Consider the following 22,207-nt stretch of genomic DNA (forward strand, 5'->3'; position numbering starts at 1 on the left):
ATGGGATTCATCTCACCGTCCACCCAACCGGTCGAGCCCTCGCAGTTCGTCCGGCTCCCCCTGCGCGAGCGGATGCGAATCCTCAGTACCCATTGGGCCGACGACGGGTTCGGGACGCCACGCATGCTGCACGTCGTCTACATCGTCAAGATGCTCGGCCTGTACTTCGCTGTCGGACTGGCCATCACGGCGTGGACCACGCAGTATGTGCACTTCACCGACCCGGCGTCGTGGTTCGACAACATCGTCGTCTATCAGAAGCTCGCGATCTGGCTGATGCTGCTGGAGGTCATCGGTCTCGCCGGTGCGTTCGGCCCACTGTGCGGTCACTTCGTGCCGATGCTCGGCAACATCCGGTATTGGCTTCGGCCCGGAACGATTCGGATGGCTCCGTGGGGCCGGCATGTACCGGGTACCGCCGGTGACACCCGCACGGCCGTCGACGTCGTCCTCTTCGTGGCAGTGCTCGCGAGCCTCGTCTACCCACTGGTGATCAGTGCCCAGCAGGTGGATTCGCTGCCCGGCGGAACAGGGCCGCAGGAGTTGGTGCCCCCCGCCGCGTTCATCCCCATCCTCATCACGATGCCGCTGATGGGACTGCGGGACAAGGTCATCTTCCTCGCCGCCCGCTCGGAGCAGTATCTGCCGATCATGTTGTTCTCGGCGGTCTTCGGTGCATTGGCGCTGAACGGTGGAGCGGCGCAGTTCGTCGATCTCGTCGTCGTGTTCAAGATCATCATCTGTGTGGTCTGGATCGGCGCCGGGGTGTCCAAACTCGGCGAGCACTTCATCAACGTGGTACCGCCGATGGTGTCCAACAGCCCCGGCCAGCCCCGCGTCGTCAAGCGGCTCTTCTACCGCAACGCTCCCGACGACCTCCGTCCGAGCAAGTTCGCCTGGTTCATGGCGCACATCGCCGGCACCACCGTCGAGATCGGCATCCCGCTCGTGCTGTTGCTCACCACCAACACGACCATCGCGGTGATCGGCGCCGTGATCATCGTGGCGTTCCACATCTACATCACCTCGACGTTCCCCCTCGCGGTGCCGCTGGAATGGAATGTGTACTTCGGGTACATCGCGGTCGTCCTGTGGGTGGGTTTCGACACCTCCGTCTACAACATCTGGAACTTCTCGCAGCCGTGGCTGCTGATCCCGGTCTTCGCGATCCTGTGTTTCGGCCCCGTGCTCGGCAATCTGCGACCCGACCTGGTCTCGTTCCTGCCGTCGATGCGGCAGTACGCGGGCAACTGGGCGTCGGCGGTCTGGTCGATGAAACCGGGCGTCGAGGAGCGGCTGAACGCACTTCCGTTGGTGGAGAACCAGATCGATCAGTTGCAGCGGATGGTGCCCACGCCGTACGAGCGTGACGATGCGGACATGACCCTGCAGAAGGCGGTCGCCTGGCGGTCGATGCACAGTCAGGGGCGAGGTCTGTTCTCGGTCCTGTACGAACACCTCGACGACATCGACTCGCGGACGACCCGCGAAGGAGAGTTCATGTGCAACACCATCCTGGGGTGGAACTTCGGTGACGGACACCTGCACGACGAGCGACTCATCGCCGCGATCCAGCGGCGCCTGGGCCTGGCGCCGGGCGACCTCGTCGTCGCCTACTGCGAATCGCAACCCACCCCCTGGCGGAACCCGCCGCAGGAGTACCGGGTCATCGACGCCGCACTGGGGATCGTCGAACGCGGGACGTGGAACGTCAGCGACTGCGTGAAGGAGCAGCCGTGGCTGCCCAACGGGCCGGTGCCGCTGTCGGTGTCGTGGACCGCGGAGGGCTATCGCCGTCAGGACACCCTCACCCGGGGCACAGGAGCGGTGGCGTGACCTCCGCCGTCGTGGTGGGCAGCGGGCCCAACGGGCTCGCTGCCGCCATCCGGCTGGCGCAGGTCGGCCTCGAGGTGACCGTCGTCGAGGCCCATGACCGCCCCGGCGGGGGCACGCGGACAAGCGAACTCACCGTCCCCGGTCTGCTGCACGACGAGTGTGCGGCCTTCCACCCCACCGGCGTCGCGTCGCCGTTCTTCGCGTCGCTGCGGCTCGAACGGCACGGGCTGTCCTGGCGGTGGCCGGAGATCGACCTGGCCCATCCGCTCGACGACGGACGGGCCGGCATCGCCGCACGTGATCGCACCGAGACGGCCCGCTCGCTCGGTGTCGATGCCGCTGCCTGGGACAAGCTCTTCGCCGGTTCCACGGAACATTTCGACGCCCTCGTCGGGGAGGTGTTCCGGCCACTGGCGCACCTGCCGCGTCATCCGGTCGTACTCGCCGGCTTCGGAGTCCGAGCGGTCCAACCATCGACGTGGATCGCCGGCAGGTTCTCCGACGACCCGGCGCGGGCATTGTTCACCGGCGTCGCCGCACACGCGTTCAGCCGGTTGGACACACCACTGAGCAGTTCCGTCGGCATGTTGCTGACCACCGCGGCCCATGCCGTCGGGTGGCCCGTCGCGGAGGGCGGGTCGGAACGGATCACCGACGCACTGCTCGCGGAGTTGGCATCACTGGGCGGCAAGGTCGTCACCGGCACCACCGTCACCTCGCTCGACCAACTGCGCGATCTCACCGGCCGGCGGCCGGACGCCGTCCTCCTCGACACGTCGCCGCAGGCCGCGGTGACGATCGTCGGTGACGTGATGCCGGGACGGGTCCGGCGGGCCCTCGACCGATATCGCCATGGACCGGCCGCCTTCAAGGTCGACTTCGCCATCGATGGTGAGATCCCGTGGACCAATCCCGACTGTGCGCGGGCCGGCACTGTGCATCTCGGCGGTACCGCCGAGGAGATCGCCGCCACCGAGAAGGACACGGTCCGGGGCCGGATGCCCGCGAGACCGTTCGTGCTCCTGGGACAACAGTTCCTGGCCGATCCGCGACGTTCGAGCGGATCGGTGAACCCGGTCTACGCGTACGCCCATGTGCCCCATGGATACCCCGGAGATGCGACCGATGCGATCATCGGCCAGATCGAGCGCTTTGCCCCGGGCTTTCGCGACCGGATCGTGGCGACCTCCATCCGGACGCCGGCCGCACTCGAGGAGTACAACCCGAACTACATCTGCGGTGACATCAGTACGGGCGCCAACACGGCACGCCAGATCGTGTTCCGCCCGCGGGCGACGGTGAATCCGTACTCACTCGGCGTGCCCGGGGTGTTCCTCTGTTCCTCGGCCACACCGCCGGGAGCAGGTGTGCACGGTATGGGCGGCTTTCGTGCTGCGGAGGCCGCGCTGACCTCGCTGCGCTGACCTCGAAGCGCTGACCTCGAAGCGCTGACGGCACCGACCGCGCACGAGCGCTCAGGGCCGCCCGCTCGGCAGCGGGACCTCGGCGATCGCCACGGTCCCGCCCGCCGGATGGCGCCGGATGACGAGAGCGCCGCCTTGCCCTTCGAGTCGGACTCGGCGGGAGGCGAGTCCGATGTGCCCGCCGGCGACACGGCTGCGGAGATGCTCCTCGTCGACGCCCACGCCGTCGTCGATCACGACGACCCGCGCACGCCCCTCGTCGACCTCGGCGGTGAGTTGTACGGTCATCGCCCGAGCATGTTTCACCACGTTGGTCAGCAGCTCCCGCGCCGTGGCGAACAGGGCCGAGTCGACCGTCGTGCGCAGGTCGTCGGGCCAGCCGACGGTGTCGACGGAGATCGCGAATGCACCGCGCTGCTCGAAGGATTCGGCGAGGTCGGCGAGGGCGACGGCGAGTCCCGCCTGTTCCAGCACCGCCGGGTGGAGTTCACCGAGGGTCGAGCGCAGCAGGCGCGCCGACTCCCGGAGTGCCTCGTCGATACGGGTGACGACGGCGGGATCGGGCGCACCGTCGGCGAGCGCAGCCAGTTCCTGGCGCGCACCCAGCACGTATTGCAGCGCACCGTCGTGGAGGTGCTCGGCGAGATCGCGGCGTTCACGCTGCTCGATCTGCATGACCTCGTCGAGCAGCCGGCTGCGTTCGGCGGCCAGCGATCCGATGGTGACCACGCGCGAACGCTGCAACCGGGAGAGCAGGACCGCGCCGAGCGCGAGGGACGCCATCACCAGGGTGCTCAACACGATGACCGACCACGGCCGGCCGTTCGGGACCCGGGCGATGACGTTCGCCACGAAGTAGACCGCCACGGTCGGCACCACGACGGCGGCGCACACGGCCGGCCGCATGCTGATGGCGGCGATCATCGGCACGATCGCGAACCCGACCACCAGAACGTCTGCGGTCCAACTGATTTGATCCGACTGGCTGGCCACGGCGGTGACCGCGACGAGAGCGAGGAGATCTACGAACAGGGCGAGCCACGAGAACCGGATGGCGAGCACGCCGCTGCGGGGAGCCAGTACCGCGCCGACGACGCACCATGCGACGTAGGCCGCGGCGATCGCGATGCAGATCCCGGCCGAGTAGACGGGCGGTTCGAGCACCACCGACAGGATGACGAACACCGACAGCAGCAGCCGCAACAGCACCTGAATCCGGATGCCCTGCAAGGCGTGATCGATCAGGATCGTGTCGATGCGCTGTTCGTCGGCGAGTTCGGCCAACCCCAGCAGTGGCGCCGGGCTACTCGAGGAGGCCACGGCGCATCGCCTCGGCGACCGCGGCCGCCCGATCGGAGACACCAAGCTTCTCGTAGAGCCGCTGGGTGTGGGTCTTGACGGTCGACGCCCCGATGTACAGCTCGGCGGCCAGCTGCGGGATGGAGAGCCCGCGGGCGAAGCCGTTCAGCACCTGACGTTCCCGTTCACTGAGGACCGGCGCATCCGGCTGCGAGCGCATCCGGATCTCGCCCACGAGACCCGCGGCCAGCTGGGGTGGGACGACTGTCTCGCCCTTGGCGACCCGGGTCACCGCCCCGACGATCTCGTCGCGGTCGGCGTCCTTGGACAGATAGCCGGATGCGCCCTCCTCCAGCGCCCTGAACACGATCGGTCCGTCGGTCACCGCCGACAGCAACAGCACCTTGGTGGCCAGGCCGTCCCGGGCGACGGCGTGGGCTACCTCCACGCCCGTCATGCCCGGCATCTGATAGTCGACGACGGCGACATCGGGGCCTTCGCGGCGGATCACCTCCAATCCGCTTGCACCGTCACCGGCTTCGCCGACGACACGCACCCGGCCGCTCTGCGTGAGTCCGCGCGACACCCCGTCACGGAAGAAGGGATGATCGTCGACGACGACCACGGTCACCAGGGGATCCATCGGCTCAGGATATGCGCCGATGCCCACGCGGGCGGGGCATATCGCAGTAGGGTCACACCATGGCGCGGTGGTTCGATCACACGATCGTGGAGACGGGCCGCCTGCCGCTGTTCTTCCTGCTCGTCGCCTTCGTGCTGACCTTCCTGTTCATCCGGTTCAGCGTGCGGATGATCCGCGCCGAGGTCAGCTGGTGGCCGGGCAACGTGACACCCGGTGGCGTGCACATGCATCACGAGTTCTTCGGCGTGCTGCTGATGCTCATCTCGGGGTTCTCGTTCGTGGCCCTCGCGAACTACGAGACCCCGATCGCCAACTGTGTGCTCGCGTCGGTGTTCGGTATCGGTTGCGCGCTGGTGCTCGACGAGTTCGCGTTGATCCTGCATCTGCGCGACGTGTACTGGGAAGAGGAAGGCCGGTCGTCGATCGACGCGGTGTTCGTCGCCATCGGTATCGGGCTGCTGTTCCTGATGGGCCTGCGCCCGATCGGATTCGGTGAGTTCGACGAATATCGCGATGCCGGCGACAACCTCACCCGCGTGGTGGTGCTCGTCGCTCTCGCGATCGTCGTTGCGCTGGCCATCATCACGATGCTGAAGGGCAAGCTCTGGACCGGGCTCGTCGGACTGTTCATCACCCCGCTGCTGTTCTTCGGTGCCCTCCGGATCGCGCGTCCGCACTCGCCGTGGGCGAGATGGCGATACGCGACCAGGCCGGCGAAGATGGCGAAGGCGCGGCGGCGTGAACAGCGCTATCGAGAGCCGGTGGTGCGCTGGAAGATCGTCGTCCAAGAGCTCGTCGCCGGCCGGTTCGGAGTGCCGGAGCCGACGTCGCCGTCGCGGGCCGTGACCGAGGTCGCCACCGCCGCGGTCAGCGAGTCGGGTGCGGTCTCGCCGAGTGCACCGGGCCGGATCGCGGCGGCGGTGCGGTGGCGACGCACGCGCCGGGAACTGCGGCGAGAGCCACCGTGGCGACTGCCCACCGCGATGGTCGTGGTGGCGGTCGTCGCGGGGCTCGTCGCCGTGGCGCTCGACGACTCGTTCGGCACCTACGACCTCGACGCGGGGACGACGGCGACCCTTCTCGGCGTGATCGCCGGTGCCATGGCCACCCTCACCGGTCTGGTGTTCACCGCGGTGACGCTCGCCATGCAGTTCGGGGCCTCGCAGATCTCGGTCCGGGTGATCCCGATGCTGCAACAGGACCGGGTGATGCGTGCCGCGATCGGCCTCTTCCTGTCGACCTTCGCATTCACCGTCATCGTCGCCGTCGACCTCGCGACCGTCGCGGATCAGGAGGCGGCACCTGTCATCTCCACCACGATCGCGATCATGCTGACGCTGATCAGCACGTTCATGTTCATCGTCCTCGTCGGCAAGGTCGGCAGCATCCTGAACTCCTCCCAACTGCTGCGCTGGATCGAATCGGAGGGCCGTGCCGCGGTCTACCGCCTCTACCCGGACGACGACGTGGCGGGGCCCGTCCGCCATGCCGTCGGCGACGGCGCCGACGACGACGCGCGGCCGGTGAGCCTGGTGGTGACGTTGCGCGACACCCCCACCCGCGGTCGTGTCCTGCTCGCCATCGACCTGGCCCGAATCCAGCGGTTGGCCATCCGCTGGCAGGTCCGTGTGGATCTGCTTGTCGGGATCGGCGATTACGTGCCGCACAACGCCGGCGTCTTCGAGATCGTCGGCGACCACCGCGACGTCCGAGTCCACCAGCTGTTGTCGTGTCTGCTGTTCGGTGACACGCACCGGCCGTCGGTGAGCCCGGCGGCAGCGCTTCAGGCGATCTCCGACATCGCGCTGAAAGCCCTGTCGCCGGCGATCAACGACCCGAGTCGCGCGGTGCAGGCGCTCGATCACTGCGAGGACCTGTTGCTGCTGCTCGCGCCGCGGGTCCGCGCCGACGAACAGAACAGCGCACTCACGCTGATCGGCGGGTATCGACGCACGTGGGGTGACTACGTCGGCATCGGCACCGATCAGATCCGCCAGTACGGCGAGGGATCCATGCAGGTGCAGCGACGGCTTCGCGCACTGCTGCAGACGCTGTCGGAGCAGTGCCCGGAGGATCAGCAGGAACCGTTGCGCGAGCGGCTGACCGCGCTCGATGTCGCGCGCGATCGGGAGTGGGTCACCCCGCTGGACCGCCGGCTCGCCGAGGCAGCGGACCGCCAGGGCTACGGATCCGAGGCCGGACGCATCCGCCACCGGCGACTGCGCATCAACACGCAGGCGACCGACTGACCCCGGGATCCGGCAGAGCCCGCATGAAACCGGTGGCCTCGCGCAGGGCGAGGCGGGACTCGTCGGAGAACAGCGGGAACATCTGGAACACATGCCCCTGGCCCGGCCATTCCTGCAGCCGGACAACGCCTCCCGCATCCCGCAGGACACGTTCGACGGCGCGTGCGTCGTCGCCCATGACCTCGAGGCCGCCCACCTGGATCAGGGTGGGCGGCAACGACATCCCCGCCGGCAGGTGCACCCTCATCCGGGGATGATCAGGCTCGGCGTCTCTCGTGTAGAGCTGCAGGATGCGTTGTGCGGAAACAGCATCGATCAGCGGGTCCCGCACGCCGCGGCGCTGGCTGGCGACGGCGAGATCGAACGACGGGTCGTAGAGCGGGGAGAACATCACGACGCCGCGCGGCTGTGCGACGCCGCGGCGATGGTTGTCGGCGAGGAGGTCGAGGGCCATGTGCCCGCCCGCGGAATCGCCGGCGACGACGATCTGATCCGCGCGGTGGCCTCGATCGAGGAGCCAGTGGTATCCGCGGATGGCGTCGTCGCCCGCTGCCGGGAACCGGTACTCCGGCCCGAGCCGATAGTCGAGGCTGAACGCGGACCATCCGGTGCGTCGCGACAGGCGTGCCACCAGACCGCGATGGGTCCGCGGTGAACAGATGACGTATCCGCTGCCATGCAGGTAGTAGAGGATCGTCTGATCCGTCGACGCGGGCCGGGCGGGGCCGGCGTGGGCGCTCACCCATTCACCGCGGACCTGCCCGTCGTCGACGACGTCACGCACCTGCTCCACCCGGGTGCCCGACGGCACCGGCGACAACGCCGACAGCGACCTGTTGACTCCCGGCCGCATCGCACTGATCATCCGCGCCGAGGGGCCGTTCCGGCCCATCCCGGCGGCCATCATCGGGTGCGACACCCGGGTGAGATAGCCGTTCACGGCACGCGACCGGAATGAACCCCGGCCGACAGGTCTCCAGAGCACGTCGGTATCGGACACAGCCATGGTCCCGACGCTAGACGATCGACCCCCGTCCAAGGGGGCGTTTACGGCGCGTACGCTGCGGAATCATCACGATTGTGCTATCCGGATTTCGATACTGGGCACCCCGCGTGAGAAAATGACCCACAATGCTTTCGCGAGAGCAGGGTGGTGCCGGGAAGAGCAGTCGACCCGGGTGCGCCGTCAGCAACGACGCTGGCAGGGACACCGCCACGTGGGCGAAGAGGACCTCCCAGGTCAGCCCAAGGATTCGGGGGGTCATACAGCACGTCCGCGGTCGGCGTCCCCCATGGACACACGTGACGTGTCCTGAGTGGATACACGAAGGACACACGAGGGTGAATGCGTGCGCAGCGTCGCGCACAGAGTGAGGCGAACTTATGAAGCATGCTCCAGGCCCCACGGGGCTGTATGACCCGGCCAACGAGCACGACTCCTGCGGCGTTGCATTCGTCGTTGACATGCACGGACGGCGCAGTCGCGACATCGTCGACAAGGCCATCACCGCGCTGGTCAACCTGGAACACCGGGGAGCCGCCGGTGCCGAGCCGAACACCGGCGACGGGGCGGGCATCCTGATCCAGGTGCCGGACCGCTTCCTGCGTGAGACGGTCGACTTCGAGCTGCCCGAGGCGGGTTCCTACGCCACCGGCATCGCATTCCTGCCCCAGGGCTCCGAGGACGCTCGGGTCGCGACCGAGGGTGTCGAGAAGATCATCGAGGCCGAGGGGCTGACACTTCTCGGCTGGCGCGAGGTCCCCACCAACGAGACCTCGCTCGGCGCCCTGGCCCGCGACGCGATGCCGACGTTCCGGCAGGTGTTCATCTCCGGTGCATCGGGCATGGACCTCGAGCGCAAGGCGTTCGTCGTGCGCAAGCGCGTGCAGGCCGAGCTCGGCACGAAGGGTGCGGGCGCCGACGGACCGGGCCGCGAGACCGTCTACTTCCCGAGCCTGTCCGGTGAGACCTTCGTCTACAAGGGCATGCTGACCACCCCGCAGCTGCGCGAGTTCTATCTCGACCTGCAGGACTCCCGCGTCGAGAGCGCGCTGGGACTCGTGCACTCGCGCTTCTCCACCAACACGTTCCCGTCGTGGCCCCTGGCCCACCCGTTCCGGAGGGTCGCGCACAACGGCGAGATCAACACAGTCACCGGCAACGAGAACTGGATGCGCGCCCGCGAGGCGCTCATCGACGCGTCGGCGTTCGGTACCGATTCGGATGTCGCGCAGAAGATCTTCCCGACCTGCACCCCGGGTGCGTCGGACACCGCGCGGTTCGACGAGGTGCTCGAACTGCTGCACCTCGGCGGACGCAGCCTGCCGCACGCCGTGCTGATGATGATCCCCGAGGCGTGGGAGCGGCACGAGTCGATGAAGCCCGAGCACCGGGCGTTCTACGAGTACCACTCGGCACTCATGGAGCCCTGGGACGGACCGGCGTCGGTGTGCTTCACCGACGGCACCGTCGTCGGCGCGGTCCTCGACCGTAACGGCCTGCGCCCCAGTCGTATCTGGGTCACCAAGGACGGCCTCGTCGTCATGGCCTCGGAGGTCGGTGTCCTCGACATCGACCATTCCGACGTCGTGCAGAAGCTGCGTCTGCAGCCGGGCCGCATGTTCCTCGTCGACACGGCCGCGGGCCGCATCGTCGACGACGAGGAGATCAAGGACGAGCTCGCCGCCGAGCACCCGTACCAGGAGTGGCTGGACTCCGGACTCGTGCACATCGACTCGGTCGAGGCGCTGCCGCACGTGCACATGGCCCACGACCGGGTCGCGTTGCGCCAGCAGGTCTTCGGCTACACCACCGAGGAACTCAACCTCCTGGTCGCACCGATGGCCAAGACCGGCGCCGAGGCGATCGGCTCGATGGGCACCGACACCCCGATCGCGGTGTTGTCGGCGCGTCCGCGCATGCTGTTCGACTACTTCCAGCAGATGTTCGCGCAGGTGACCAACCCGCCGCTGGACGCGATCCGCGAAGAGGTCGTCACCAGCATCGGTGGCACCATCGGCGCCGAGGCCGATCTGCTGCACCCGGGTCCGGAGTCGTGCCGGCAGATCGTGCTCCCGCAGCCGGTCCTCGACAACGACACCCTCGCCAAGCTGGTCAACATCGGCGACAACGCCGACCTGCCCGACTACCGCAGCGCGCACATCCACGGGCTGTACGAGGTGTCGGAGGGTGGTGCCGGTCTGCGTCGTGCCCTCGACGAGATCCGCACGAAGGTCAGCAACGCCATCGACGACGGTGTGTCGATCATCGTGCTGTCCGACCGCGAATCCGACGAGAAGCTGGCGCCGATCCCGTCGCTGCTGCTCACCTCCGCGGTCCACCACCATCTCGTGCGCGAGCGCAAGCGGACCCGCGTGGGCCTCATCGTCGAGTCCGGCGACTGCCGCGAGGTGCACCACGTCGCCGCTCTCGTCGGTTTCGGTGCGGCCGCGGTCAACCCGTACATGGCCTTCGAGTCGATCGAGGACATGGTCGAGCGTGGCGCACTGGGCGACATCGACTTCCCGACGGCGCGCAAGAACTACATCAAGGCCGCCGGCAAGGGCGTGCTCAAGGTGATGAGCAAGATGGGCATCTCGACCCTCGCCTCGTACACCGGTGCGCAGCTCTTCCAGGTCATCGGCATCTCGCAGGACACGGTCGACGAGTTCTTCACCGGACTCAACAGCCAGCTCGACGGCATCGGCCTCGACGAGATCGCCGCCGACGTCGCGCGCCGCCATGCACTGGCGTTCACCGAGCGGCCCACCGAGCGTGCGCACCGCGAACTCGAGGTCGGCGGCGAATACCAGTGGCGTCGTGAAGGCGAGTACCACCTGTTCAACCCGGACACGGTGTTCAAGCTCCAGCACTCCACCCGGACCGGTCAGTACAAGGTCTTCAAGGAGTACACGAAGCTCGTCGACGACCAGTCGTCGAAGATGGCCTCACTGCGCGGCCTGTTCGACTTCAACTTCGGTGACCGCGACCCGATCCCGATCGAGAAGGTCGAGCCCGCGAGCGAGATCGTCAAGCGGTTCTCCACCGGCGCGATGAGCTTCGGCTCGATCTCCGCCGAGGCGCACGAGACGCTCGCGATCGCGATGAACCGGCTCGGCGGCCGCTCGAACTCCGGTGAGGGCGGCGAGGATCCGCGCCGCTTCCATCACGACGAGAACGGCGACTGGCGGCGCAGCGCGATCAAGCAGGTGGCGTCGGGCCGTTTCGGCGTGACGTCGCACTACCTGACCAACTGCACGGACATCCAGATCAAGATGGCGCAGGGCGCGAAACCCGGTGAGGGCGGGCAGCTCCCGCCGCACAAGGTGTACCCGTGGGTTGCCGAGGTGCGCGGTTCGACGCCGGGTGTCGGCCTCATCTCGCCGCCACCGCATCACGACATCTACTCGATCGAGGATCTCGCACAGCTGATCCACGATCTGAAGAACGCCAACCCGCAGGCCCGCATCCACGTGAAGCTGGTCTCCGAGGTCGGCGTCGGTACGGTCGCGGCCGGCGTGTCGAAGGCGCACGCCGACGTCGTGCTCATCTCCGGTCACGACGGTGGCACCGGTGCCACCCCGCTCACCTCGATGAAGCACGCAGGCGCACCGTGGGAGATCGGCCTGGCCGAGACCCAGCAGACGTTGCTGCTCAACGGTCTTCGTGACCGCATCGTCGTGCAGGTCGACGGGCAGCTGAAGACCGGACGTGACGTCGTGGTCGCGGCTCTGCTCGGTGCGGAGGAGTTCGGCTTCGCGACCGCTCCGCTGGTGGTCTCGGGCTGCATCATGATGCGTGTCTGCCACCTCGACACCTGCCCGGTGGGTGTGGCGACGCAGAACCCGCTGCTGCGCGAGCGATTCACCGGCAAGCCGGAGTTCGTCGAGAACTTCTTCATGTTCATCGCCGAAGAGGTCCGGGAGCTGTTGGCCCGCCTCGGGTTCCGGACGCTGCAGGAAGCCGTCGGCCACGTCGACGCGCTCGACACCGCCAAGGCGCTGGCCCACTGGGGTTCGGCCAAGGCCGGCAAGCTCGACCTGTCGTCGGTGTTGTCGACGCCGGAGTCGCCGTTCATGAACCAGGACCTGTACTGCTCGGGCGTCCAGGATCATTCGCTGGACAAGGCGCTCGACCAGCAGCTGATCGCGCAGAGCCGCGAGGCGATCGATCACGGTACGCGCGTGTCCTTCAGCTCGAAGATCACGAACGTGAACCGGACCGTCGGCACCATGCTGGGTCACGAGGTCACCAAGACCTATGGGGCGCAGGGGCTGCCGGACGGCACGATCATGATCGACTTCACCGGTTCGGCGGGCAACAGCTTCGGCGCGTTCGTGCCGAAGGGGATCACGTTGCGCCTCGAGGGCGATGCCAACGACTTCGTCGGCAAGGGCCTCTCCGGCGGTCGACTCGTGGTCCGTCCGGCGCGCAACGCACCGGAAGGCTTTGTCGCGGAGAAGAACATCATCGCCGGCAACGTCATCGGCTTCGGTGCGACCAGCGGGAAGATCTTCCTGCGCGGTGTCGTCGGCGAGCGGTTCTGTGTCCGCAACTCGGGCGTGACCGCCGTCGTCGAAGGCGTGGGTGACCACGGCTGTGAGTACATGACGGGTGGCCGGGTCGTCGTGCTCGGCGACACCGGACGCAACTTCGCCGCCGGTATGTCGGGCGGTATCGCCTTCGTCTACGACCCCGATCGCAAGCTCGCCGACAACCTGAACGACGAGCTCGTCGCGATCGAGGAGCTCGAGGTCGAGGATGTCGAGTTCCTCGCCGCTGTGATCGAAGAGCACCGCGCCGAGACGGATTCGCCTGTCGCCGCGGCAGTCCTGGACAACTGGGACGAGGCGCAGGGGCAGTTCGCGAAGGTCATGCCGCGCGATTTCAAGCGCGTACTCCTGGCGATCGAATCCGCCGAACGCGATGGACGAGATGTGAACGAAGCGATCATGGAGGCCGCACGTGGCTGATCCCAGAGGTTTTCTCAAGCACACCGAGCGGGAGCTGCCCGACCGTCGACCGGTCGAACTGCGGCTGCTCGACTGGAAAGAGGTCTACACCGACTTCGACAAGAAGGAGTTGAAGACCCAGGCCAGCCGATGCATGGACTGCGGTATCCCGTTCTGTCACAACGGGTGCCCGCTGGGCAACCTGATCCCGGAATGGAACGACCTGGTCTACAAGGACCGGTGGCGCGAGGGCATCGAACGGCTGCATGCCACCAACAACTTCCCGGAGTTCACCGGGCGGCTCTGCCCGGCGCCGTGTGAGTCGTCGTGCGTGCTGGGGATCAACCAGCCTGCGGTCACCATCAAGCAGGTCGAGGTCGAGCTGATCGACAACGCCTTCGAGAACGGTTGGGTCACACCGGTCCTGCCGGTCGAGAAGACCGGCAAGTCCGTGGCCGTCGTCGGTTCGGGTCCGGCCGGACTCGCTGCCGCGCAGCAGCTCACCCGCGCCGGACATGACGTGACGCTGTTCGAGCGGGCCGACCGGATCGGCGGACTGCTGCGCTACGGCATCCCCGAGTTCAAGATGGAGAAGCGCCACATCGACCGCCGGATGGCGCAGATGGAGGCCGAGGGCACCCGGTTCCGCACCGGCGTGAACGTCGGCGTCGACATCACCGTCGAGCAGTTGCGGTCCGACTTCGACGCGGTGGTCCTCGCCAACGGTTCGACCATCGGTCGCGATCTGCCGATCCCCGGGCGTGAGCTCGAGGGCATCTACCAGGCGATGGAGTTCCTCCCGCAGGCCAATCGTGTCCAGTTGGGCGACGAGGTGGCGGGACAGGTCACCGCGAAGGGCAAGAAGGTCGTCATCATCGGCGGTGGCGACACGGGCGCCGACTGCCTGGGTACGTCGCTGCGTCAGGGCGCCGACGTCGTGCACCAGTTCGAGATCATGCCCAAGCCCCCGATCGAGCGCGCCGAGTCGACCCCGTGGCCGACCTACCCGCTGATGTATCGCGTGTCGTCGGCGCACGAAGAGGGCGGCGAGCGCGTCTACTCGGTCAACACCGAGCAGTTCGTCGGCGAGAACGGCAAGGTCACCGCGCTCAAGGCGCACGAGGTGGTCATGCGCGAGGGACGGTTCGAGAAGGTCGAGGGCAGCGACTTCGAGCTCGAGTGCGATCTCGTCCTGCTCGCGATGGGCTTCGTCGGACCCGAGCGCGAGGACTTCCTCGACAAGCTCGGCGTCGAGTACGACCAGCGCGGCAACATCAAGCGCGACGACAACTTCGGGGCCATCGGCCAGGAGGGCGTCTTCGTCGCCGGAGATGCCGGTCGTGGACAGTCGCTCATCGTGTGGGCGATCGCCGAGGGACGTTCGGCCGCAGCCGCTGCCGACGCCTACCTCGCGGGTGCCTCCGATCTGCCCGCACCGATCTACCCGACGCAGGTCGCCCAGCGCTGAGCGTTCGCACGTAGACGGAGAGTCACGACTGCGCCCTCCCCTGCATCGGGGGAGGGCGCAGTCGTGTTCGGCGTACGACGACGGTGGAAGCCGCCACCGATAGCACGAGAGCGATCGACAGCGCCACGAGCGAGGACGCGGAATCGGCAGCCGCGATCAACGCCCCCGCCGCCAGGCCCGTCTGCTGGGCCGCACCCAGGGCCGCGGCACGACGGAGTGGTCGCATTCCGGCCGTCGCCAGGCTGCCGTCGTTGACGAGAGGGAACACGAGTCCCACGCCGAGTCCTGCGGGAAGCAGCGCGAGGATCAACGTCGTCGGAGCGGACGGTGCCGCTGCCATTACTGCACAACCTGCGGCGAGGACGACGACGCCGACGGTCAGGAGGCGGCCGGCCCCGATCAGGCCCGCTCCGCGGGCGACAACGAGTGCACCGACCGCCGCAGCCACGTTGAGGGGGAGGAAACCGAGGCCGGTCGCCAGTGGCGACCAACCGTGGTCCTGTTGGAGCGCGAAACTCGCGGTGATGACCGTCGCCGCCAAGGCGGCGTTGGCACCCACAACGGCCGCGAAGTTCACGATGGTCTCCACCCTGCGGATGTGACGCGGCGTACCAAGACCGACCGGCCCGTCGTCGGACCCGTGATGTTGCGGTCTGCGCGCCCGCGACATCACGACCGCCCACGCCGCCGTCCCCAGCAGCGCAGCTGCCGCGACGGCCCAGAAGCACCAACGCCAGGACGTGTTCGCGAGCGGTGCCGCGAGGATCAGGGCGGCGACGGCTCCCGAGCCGGACACCAGAGAGAAGACGGCGAAATGACGGCTCCGACGGGGATCGGACCGCGTGAGCAGATGCAGAGCCGCAAGAACACAGGTCGCCGTGACCGCGCCCGCCGCGCCCTGGGCGGCCCGTGTCATCACGAGCATCGCCGGCGAGTCGGCCAGCGCGCCGCCGGCGGCGGCAGCAGCGAAGGCGACGGTCGCCGGTATCAGGGCACGCCGTGGATCGAGCTGACGGAGAAGGATCCCCGCCACCGGCAGTGCACAGACGAATCCCGCGGCGAACGGCGTCACCAGGAGCTGCCGTGCGCTGTCCCCGAGACCGAGATCCTGGGCCACAGCCGGACCCAGTAGTGACACCGTGGTCTCGTCGACGATGACGACGAACTGCACGAACGCCAGGACGATCACGGCATATCGCCCGGCGTCACCGATCGTCGGTGTCGGGGCCATCACGGCGCGTCCTGGACAAGTGACCCAATCGTCACGAAGGCCGGCTCCGCATGTGCCTACTATGACAGAGCTCGGCATCACCGCCCCCGAGCTCTGCGCCGAAACCCGGGAGCAACGTCATGCATCGCAATCCGCACATCGCCTTCTCTCGTCTCGGTCATCTGCTGCTTGCCGTGGCGGTGATCGCGGGGACGATCATGGCAGGTACGTCGACCGCCTCCGCCGATACCTTGCGGGGCGTGCGGTACGCACATGCCAGTGCAGCCTTGCCTTACCGTGAGACGCCGTTGTCGCCAAGGAGATTCGTCGCATCGGTGTGGTCCAGATCGATGGGTACCCAGGTGCCCGTGCTCGTGCAGTCGCCCGCGAACCGGAATCCCGGTGCTCCCGTGATGTATCTCTTGAACGGCTCCACGGGCGGTGAGGAGGATGACGACTGGACCCATGCAACCGATGCCAACGCGTTCTACGCCCGCAAGAACGTGTGGACCGTGACCCCCATCGGCGGGGCGGCCAGCTACTACGCCGACTGGCGACACGTCGACCCGGCTGCCAACTTCAGGTTCGGGGTCACGAGCGTGCGCCCACTGCGGTGGGAGACCTTTCTGACCTCGGAACTGCCCGCCGCATTCGAGAACGCGCACGGCAGTTCGGGTCCCGGCCGCGCTCGTGGGATCGCCGGAATCTCCATGTCGGGTACCGCAGTCGTGCGACTGGCGGAGAACCACCCCGGTCTCTACCGCGCCGTCGGTGCCTACTCGGGGTGCGCGGACACCACATCCAGCCAGGGTCAACTGATCCTGCGCATCATCACGGGAATCCCGGGTGGCGCCGACGCCAGCAACATGTACGGTCCGCCCGGCGATCCGCAGTGGGCGGCGCAGGATCCGATCGTCAACGCGCACAAACTGGCCCGCCGGACACCGGCGCTGTGGATCAGCGCCGCGACCGGTCTGCCCGGTGCCCATGACACCCTCGCCGATCGTCGGATCGCCGGGAACGGTGTCGAACTCGCCCGCCAGGTGGCCATCGGCGGACTCGACGAGGCGGTCGCCAGGTCCTGCACCGTGGCGCTCGGACAGCGACTGGCACAGCTGAGGATTCCCGCCACCGTGCGCCTACCCGCCACCGGTACGCATTCGTGGGGGTATTGGGAGGACCAGATGCACCAGTCGTGGCCCATGTTCGCACGAGCCCTCGGAGTCTGAGTCCTGGCCGCGGCGACACACTCTCAGCGTCCTTTCAACTTCCCGGGGCTACCGTCGCGGCGTGAACACGATAAACGGACTTCCCGCGCATCCGCTGCTCGTGCACATCGTCGTGGTCTTCGTGCCGCTCGCTGCCCTGATGACCGTACTGACGGTGTTGTGGCCGACGGCGCGGCGTCGTCTGGGATGGTTGACACCGCTCTTTGCGCTTGTCGCACTCATCGCCGTGCCCATGGCCACCAGCGCGGGCGAAGCCCTCGAGAAGCGGGTTGCACAGACGGACGCGGTCGAACGCCACACCCATCTGGGCGAGCAGATGATCTACTGGGCCGGACCACTGTTCGCGCTCGCATTTCTGTGGTGGGCGCTGCACGAAGACCGGGTGCGCGAGTATCTGGCCACCCGTTGGCACGCATCCACGCGGACCCAGCGGATCGTCGACCTCGTGGTGGGGGCGTCGACACTGCTCGTGGCCGCGGGAGCGATGGTGACGGTGTACCGCATCGGCGACAGCGGGTCGCGGGCGGTGTGGCAGTGACCGATCGCGCCGGCCGGGAACTGAGCGGGCCAGGAATGGTGCAGCGCGGGTTGGGTACTCGGTACAGGTGACCGCGACCAGACGAGCCCTGTGGCTCGCCCAACTCCTACGACCCGACGTGCCCCACGTCGTGGCGTTCGGTGTCACTCTGACCGGGTCGCTCGACGTGGACCGGCTCGCCGTATCCGTCGATGAGGTCCTGACGCATGTCGGCTGGAACGACGTGCACATCCCGGCGCACATCGCGCCCTCGGAGCCCGGCATCATCCAGCCGTTGCGGTCCGCGCACTCGGGTTGTGATCGGATGACGGTCGTCGACCTTACCGGACCGGCGGAGTGCCCGATGGCGGAGAGTGACCGTCGGACCGAGGAATTCGTCGACTCGCGCGATGGGGCCGACCTCACGGCGCCACTGTGGCGTAGTGAGCTGTACGCGCTGGCACCCGAGCATCATCGCTGGGTGATCCGCACACATCACGTCCTGACCGACGGAGCGGGCGCACTGCGCGTGATGGCACACATCGCGCAGGTGTACGCAGGAACCGCGAGTCCGTCGGATCTCGATGTCGCGGCCGACGACGAACTCGAGACGTCCGAACACGATTACGTCGAGTCGCGCAGGCACCGGATCGACGCCGAGCACTGGACCAGCACGCTCGACACCCACCGCCCGTCACTGCTCGGCGGAATTCGCCCGTCGGAACCCACATCTCGGGTCATCCGCGTCACCCGACCGATCCCCGGCACCCGGACGCCGTCGTCCGACGAGACCGTCGCCGCGTTCGCCGCGTTCTGTGCACGCATGCTCGACACCGACGACGTCGGCCTCGCACTGCCCGTGGCCGCCCGAACGTCGGCGATCCGGAGGCGGGCGGTGCAACCGCTGTCGAACGTCGTACCGCTCACGCTGGACGGTATCGGGTCATGCCGCCCGGCTGAGGCCGTCCGGAGGGTCCGCAGCGCCATCGTCGGAGCACTGCGGCATCAGCTCCTGCATCGGGAGGAGATGGTGCGGGGCCGCGACGATCTCGCCGACTTCGGCGCCGTGGTCAATCTGCTTCCCGCCCTCCATCCACCCGAGGTCCCCGGACTCGTGTGGGAGGTGGACGTATTGCGCACCGGTCCGGTCACCGACGTCGCGATGACCGTGCATCCGGCCGATGAGCACGGCCGTCGAGCCATCACGTGGGAGGCCCCCGCCGACCGATTCGACGGACCCGCGATGGACGACCTCGCCACGCGCTTCGAGCGGCTCCTGTGCGCGACACTCGACGAACTGGACGGGGGCCCCGCGGTGCCCGCCGACGCGGTGTTCCTGCCGGGCGAATGGCAGGCGTTCCATCGCCGATCAGGACCTCCCGCTCCGCCGTTCACCGCCACGGCATCGCTCCTCGACACATTCCGTCATGTGCGACCCACCGCCGTCGCCCTGGTGGCCGGCGATCTCCGGCTGTCCCGGGCGGACCTGGCGGCCCTCGCCGATCGGTGGGCGCACGTCCTCATCGAAGCGGGTGTGCGGACAGGCGATCCGGTCGCCGTGTGTGTCGAAAGGTCGGCCGCCTCGGTCGTCGCTTTCTGGTCGGTCATCCGGGCCGGCGCCGTCTGGCTGCCGCTCGATCCCGCCGCACCTGTGGCGAGGACGCGGGACATGGTGGCACATGCCGGTGCGAGCGTGGGTCTCGCCACCGCCGGCGGGCCTGAGATCGATTCGGTGCGCTGGATCGAGATCGAGGTGGACGGACCTGACCCGACCGTCGGGGACATCGACGCACGTGCACTGCCCGGCGTGGAACGCGGACCCGACGATCGTGCTTACATCCTGTTCACCTCCGGATCGACGGGTGAACCGAAGGGTGTCGACATGCCGCATCGCGGGATTCCCGCGCTGGTGGCGGAGATCCGGAAGTCGTACGCACTCACGCCGGACTCTCGCATGCTCCACGTGTCCTCGCCCACGTTCGACTCGGGCCTCGTCGAGATGCTGTCCGCGTGCGCGACCGGGGCCGCCCTCGTGGTGTCGCCGGTCTCTGTCAACGCCGGCCTCCCGCTCGCCGAACTCATCGAGGAACACGGTGTCACCCACATCATCGTCACGCCATCGGTGCTGGACACACTTCCGCTCGACGTTGCGGGGCGGCTTCGGCAGGTGGTGCTCGGCGGCGAGAGCGTGCCGCAGTGGTTGGTCGATCGTTGGGGTGACCGGGTGCCGCTACGAAATGCATATGGCCCCACGGAAACCCGTTGCAGCATCAACTTCTCCCGCCCGCTGCGGGCGGGCGTACCGGTGGTCGTCGGACCACCGATGATCGGTGTCACGGAGGCGATTCTGGATCGGAAGGGCCGCGCACAGCCCCCTGGCGCGATCGGAATCCTGCACACTGCCGGCCCCCAGGTCGCCGACGGGTACATCGCCGCGCCACGCCTGACCCGCGATGCCTTTCTCGACTGCACGATCTCGGACGATCCGGTGATGTATCGGACCGGTGACCTGGCCACCTGGACACCATCAGGTGAAGTCCAGGTGTTCGGCCGCCGCGACGGACAGGTGAACCTCCGCGGACTGCGTATCGAGCTCGGTGAGGTCGACACGGCGCTCACCCATATCGACGGGGTTCGCCAATGCGCCACGATCATGCGCGATCTGCCATCCGGTCGACCTGGACTGACCGCCTTCGTGGTGGCCGAACCCGTTGCGGCCCAGACCTCCGCGGTGGCCCTGCGCTCGGCCGCCGACCTGCGACACAGGCTGGCCGAGGTCCTTCCCACCTACATGGTCCCGTCGGTCATCACGTTCTGCGACGAGCTGCCCCGCACCTCCAACGGAAAACTCGATGTCGCCGCGCTCGTGAGGCTTCCGATCGCCGTGGAGCGGCATCCACGCCCACCCACCGGACCTCGAGAGGCATTGCTGCTCCGTCTCGTCGGGCAGACCCTCGGTCTGGAAGCGGTGGATCCGGAGTCCGGGTTCCTGGAACAGGGCGGTGACTCGCTCGCGGTGATCCGGGTCGTGCAGCAGCTCGCCGAGGCGGGGCACCCGGAGATCCGGCCCGACGATCTGCTGAGGGCGGTCGATCTGGCCTCGATCGCCGAACGGATGGGCCGGTCGGTAGCACCCCCGACTCGATCCGCAGGCGCCGGTCTCAGTCGTGATACGTTGCCGCTCAACGCTGCCCAGCGCACCGTCGGCCGCGCTCCGGGCGATCCCGCAGCCCAGTGGATTCGAGTGGCATGGCTGCCCTCGCCGGCGACGGTGCCGACGCTCGACGAGGTGACCGGGATCGTCGGCGCACTGATGAACCGACATCCGGCGCTGCGATCGGTCTTTCCCGACGCCGCGTGCGGACCGATTCGCCGTGCGCTGTCCGGTGTCGCGGCCGGGGCGATCGTCGACACCGTCTGCGTCGATACTGTTCCCGACCCGGACACCTTGGAATCCACTGCACGCGAGTCGACCGATCGCCTCGACGTCCGGGTGGCGCCACCGCTCGCGGTGACTGCGTTCGTCGACGATGCCGGGTCGGTGCTCGCCCTCGTGGTCGGCGTGCATCACATCGCGGTCGACGGCCACTCACTCGGACTGCTCGCATCCGAGATCGACCAGTTGCGGTGCGGTGGCACGCTTCCCGTCCTCGACGTACCCGATCCGATGGTCGGTGCCCCCGTGTCGGAGGAGAGTCTGGACCGCGGGTTCTGGATCGACGAACTCGGAACGCAACCGGACACCGCGTGGACCCTCGGCGGGATCCTCCCGACCGAGGTCGAGGACCGACGCGCCATGCGGCGTTCGGCAGAGATCGACGCACGGCATCTCCGCGCGTTCGGCTCACGAGCCGCCGAGTCCGGGGTGACGGTAGTCGAGGCCTTCCGCTTCGAGGTGACCGAAGCTCTCGCCGAGGTCACCGGCGACGGAGTGATGATGTCGGCGACGCCGGTGTCGCGGAGACCATGGGGCGCCGACGGCGTCGTCGGCGACTTCGTCGTCAGCGCCGTCGTACCGCTCGTAGCCGGTTCGTCACGGCGATGCTCGGCCGAGCGCGCGCGTCGCTGCATCGAATCTGCGAGGACCTCGATGGAGGACGTGCTCGAGGTGGTCGGTCGGCCGGTGACCGGTCACGGGACCTTTCCAGTCCCGGTGATGATCGGCTGGTCGCCGGCGATCGACGTCCCCTCCGATATCGGTGACGTCGTCGCCTTCTGGCCGACACACACACGGTGGCTCCTGCAGATCGAGGGCTCGCCGAGCCCCGACGGGCGGCTCGGTGTCACCGTGACCGGCATGGCCGGGGGACTGGATGCCGACACCGTGGACAGAATTCTGGACACCATCACCCGCCGAGTGGAAGGACGTTGACGCCCATG

General features: G+C 68.0%; 12 protein-coding genes. 8 read left to right on the forward strand and 4 right to left on the reverse strand.

From position 1 onward, the window contains the following. Complete coding sequence (locus EEB19_RS23600; protein ID WP_187589763.1) at window positions 1-1,836, forward strand: DUF3556 domain-containing protein; 1,836 nt, start codon at window positions 1-3, stop codon at window positions 1,834-1,836. After that, window positions 1,833-3,260 carry an NAD(P)/FAD-dependent oxidoreductase gene (locus EEB19_RS23605; protein ID WP_187589764.1) on the forward strand — a complete coding sequence of 476 codons (1,428 nt, stop codon included), beginning with the start codon at window positions 1,833-1,835 and terminating at the stop codon, window positions 3,258-3,260. The genes EEB19_RS23600 and EEB19_RS23605 overlap by 4 nt, the downstream gene beginning before the upstream one ends. Window positions 3,261-3,311: 51 nt before the next feature. Here the strand turns inward: EEB19_RS23605 and EEB19_RS23610 are convergent, their stop codons facing one another. Together EEB19_RS23610 and EEB19_RS23615 are read right to left on the reverse strand one after the other, a co-directional pair. Next, the gene (locus tag EEB19_RS23610; protein WP_187589765.1) at window positions 3,312-4,580 is read right to left on the reverse strand and encodes a sensor histidine kinase; all 1,269 of its coding nucleotides are present in this window, start codon (window positions 4,578-4,580) and stop codon (window positions 3,312-3,314) included. Beyond that, entirely contained in the window at window positions 4,564-5,202 is a 639-nt protein-coding gene (locus EEB19_RS23615) for a response regulator transcription factor (protein ID WP_187589766.1), read from the reverse strand. Before EEB19_RS23615 ends, EEB19_RS23610 begins: the two co-directional genes overlap by 17 nt. 59 nt (window positions 5,203-5,261) lie before the next feature. Here EEB19_RS23615 and EEB19_RS23620 point away from each other — a divergent pair, with 59 nt between their 5' ends. Next, window positions 5,262-7,451 carry a DUF2254 domain-containing protein gene (locus EEB19_RS23620; RefSeq protein WP_187589767.1) on the forward strand — a complete coding sequence of 730 codons (2,190 nt, stop codon included), beginning with the start codon at window positions 5,262-5,264 and terminating at the stop codon, window positions 7,449-7,451. On the opposite strand, the gene EEB19_RS23625 is transcribed toward EEB19_RS23620, so the two are convergent. Continuing rightward, window positions 7,429-8,457: an alpha/beta hydrolase gene (locus EEB19_RS23625; protein ID WP_187589768.1), complete on the reverse strand. Its 1,029-nt coding sequence runs from the start codon at window positions 8,455-8,457 to the stop codon at window positions 7,429-7,431. The genes EEB19_RS23620 and EEB19_RS23625 overlap by 23 nt on opposite strands. 377 nt (window positions 8,458-8,834) lie before the next feature. Between EEB19_RS23625 and gltB the strand changes: the two genes are divergently transcribed. Next, entirely contained in the window at window positions 8,835-13,424 is a 4,590-nt protein-coding gene (gltB, locus tag EEB19_RS23630; RefSeq protein WP_187589769.1) for a glutamate synthase large subunit, read from the forward strand. Continuing rightward, the gene (locus EEB19_RS23635; RefSeq protein ID WP_187589770.1) at window positions 13,417-14,871 is read left to right on the forward strand and encodes a glutamate synthase subunit beta; all 1,455 of its coding nucleotides are present in this window, start codon (window positions 13,417-13,419) and stop codon (window positions 14,869-14,871) included. Before gltB ends, EEB19_RS23635 begins: the two co-directional genes overlap by 8 nt. A 22-nt stretch (window positions 14,872-14,893) precedes the next feature. Here EEB19_RS23635 and EEB19_RS23640 read toward each other — a convergent pair whose 3' ends face one another. Then, a complete protein-coding gene (locus EEB19_RS23640) occupies window positions 14,894-16,102 on the reverse strand; it encodes an MFS transporter (protein WP_187589771.1) in 1,209 nt (402 codons plus the stop codon). Between the two features lie 197 nt (window positions 16,103-16,299). Here EEB19_RS23640 and EEB19_RS23645 point away from each other — a divergent pair, with 197 nt between their 5' ends. The 3 genes from EEB19_RS23645 to EEB19_RS23655 all read left to right on the forward strand — a co-directional run bounded on the left by EEB19_RS23645 (window position 16,300) and on the right by EEB19_RS23655 (window position 22,199). Continuing rightward, the gene (locus EEB19_RS23645; RefSeq protein ID WP_262365880.1) at window positions 16,300-17,310 is read left to right on the forward strand and encodes an alpha/beta hydrolase family protein; all 1,011 of its coding nucleotides are present in this window, start codon (window positions 16,300-16,302) and stop codon (window positions 17,308-17,310) included. Between the two features lie 61 nt (window positions 17,311-17,371). Beyond that, window positions 17,372-17,848, forward strand: a complete 477-nt coding sequence (locus EEB19_RS23650; protein ID WP_187589773.1) for a DUF2231 domain-containing protein — start codon at window positions 17,372-17,374, stop codon at window positions 17,846-17,848. A gap of 67 nt (window positions 17,849-17,915) precedes the next feature. Beyond that, entirely contained in the window at window positions 17,916-22,199 is a 4,284-nt protein-coding gene (locus EEB19_RS23655; protein ID WP_187589774.1) for a non-ribosomal peptide synthetase, read from the forward strand. Window positions 22,200-22,207 lie beyond the last annotated feature (8 nt).

It is taken from the genome of Gordonia sp. OPL2 (assembly GCF_003797825.1).
Lineage (GTDB): Bacteria > Actinomycetota > Actinomycetes > Mycobacteriales > Mycobacteriaceae > Gordonia.

What these genes read in the sequence shown, in the direction of transcription:
- EEB19_RS23600 (WP_187589763.1), top strand. Translation starts at nt 1, where the DNA reads ATGGGATTCATCTCACCGTCCACCCAACCGGTCGAGCCCTCGCAGTTC.
- EEB19_RS23615 (WP_187589766.1), bottom strand. Translation starts at nt 5,202, where the DNA reads ATGGATCCCCTGGTGACCGTGGTCGTCGTCGACGATCATCCCTTCTTC.
- EEB19_RS23620 (WP_187589767.1), top strand. Translation starts at nt 5,262, where the DNA reads ATGGCGCGGTGGTTCGATCACACGATCGTGGAGACGGGCCGCCTGCCG.
- EEB19_RS23625 (WP_187589768.1), bottom strand. Translation starts at nt 8,457, where the DNA reads ATGGCTGTGTCCGATACCGACGTGCTCTGGAGACCTGTCGGCCGGGGT.
- gltB (WP_187589769.1), top strand. Translation starts at nt 8,835, where the DNA reads ATGAAGCATGCTCCAGGCCCCACGGGGCTGTATGACCCGGCCAACGAG.
- EEB19_RS23640 (WP_187589771.1), bottom strand. Translation starts at nt 16,102, where the DNA reads ATGGCCCCGACACCGACGATCGGTGACGCCGGGCGATATGCCGTGATC.
- EEB19_RS23645 (WP_262365880.1), top strand. Translation starts at nt 16,300, where the DNA reads ATGGCAGGTACGTCGACCGCCTCCGCCGATACCTTGCGGGGCGTGCGG.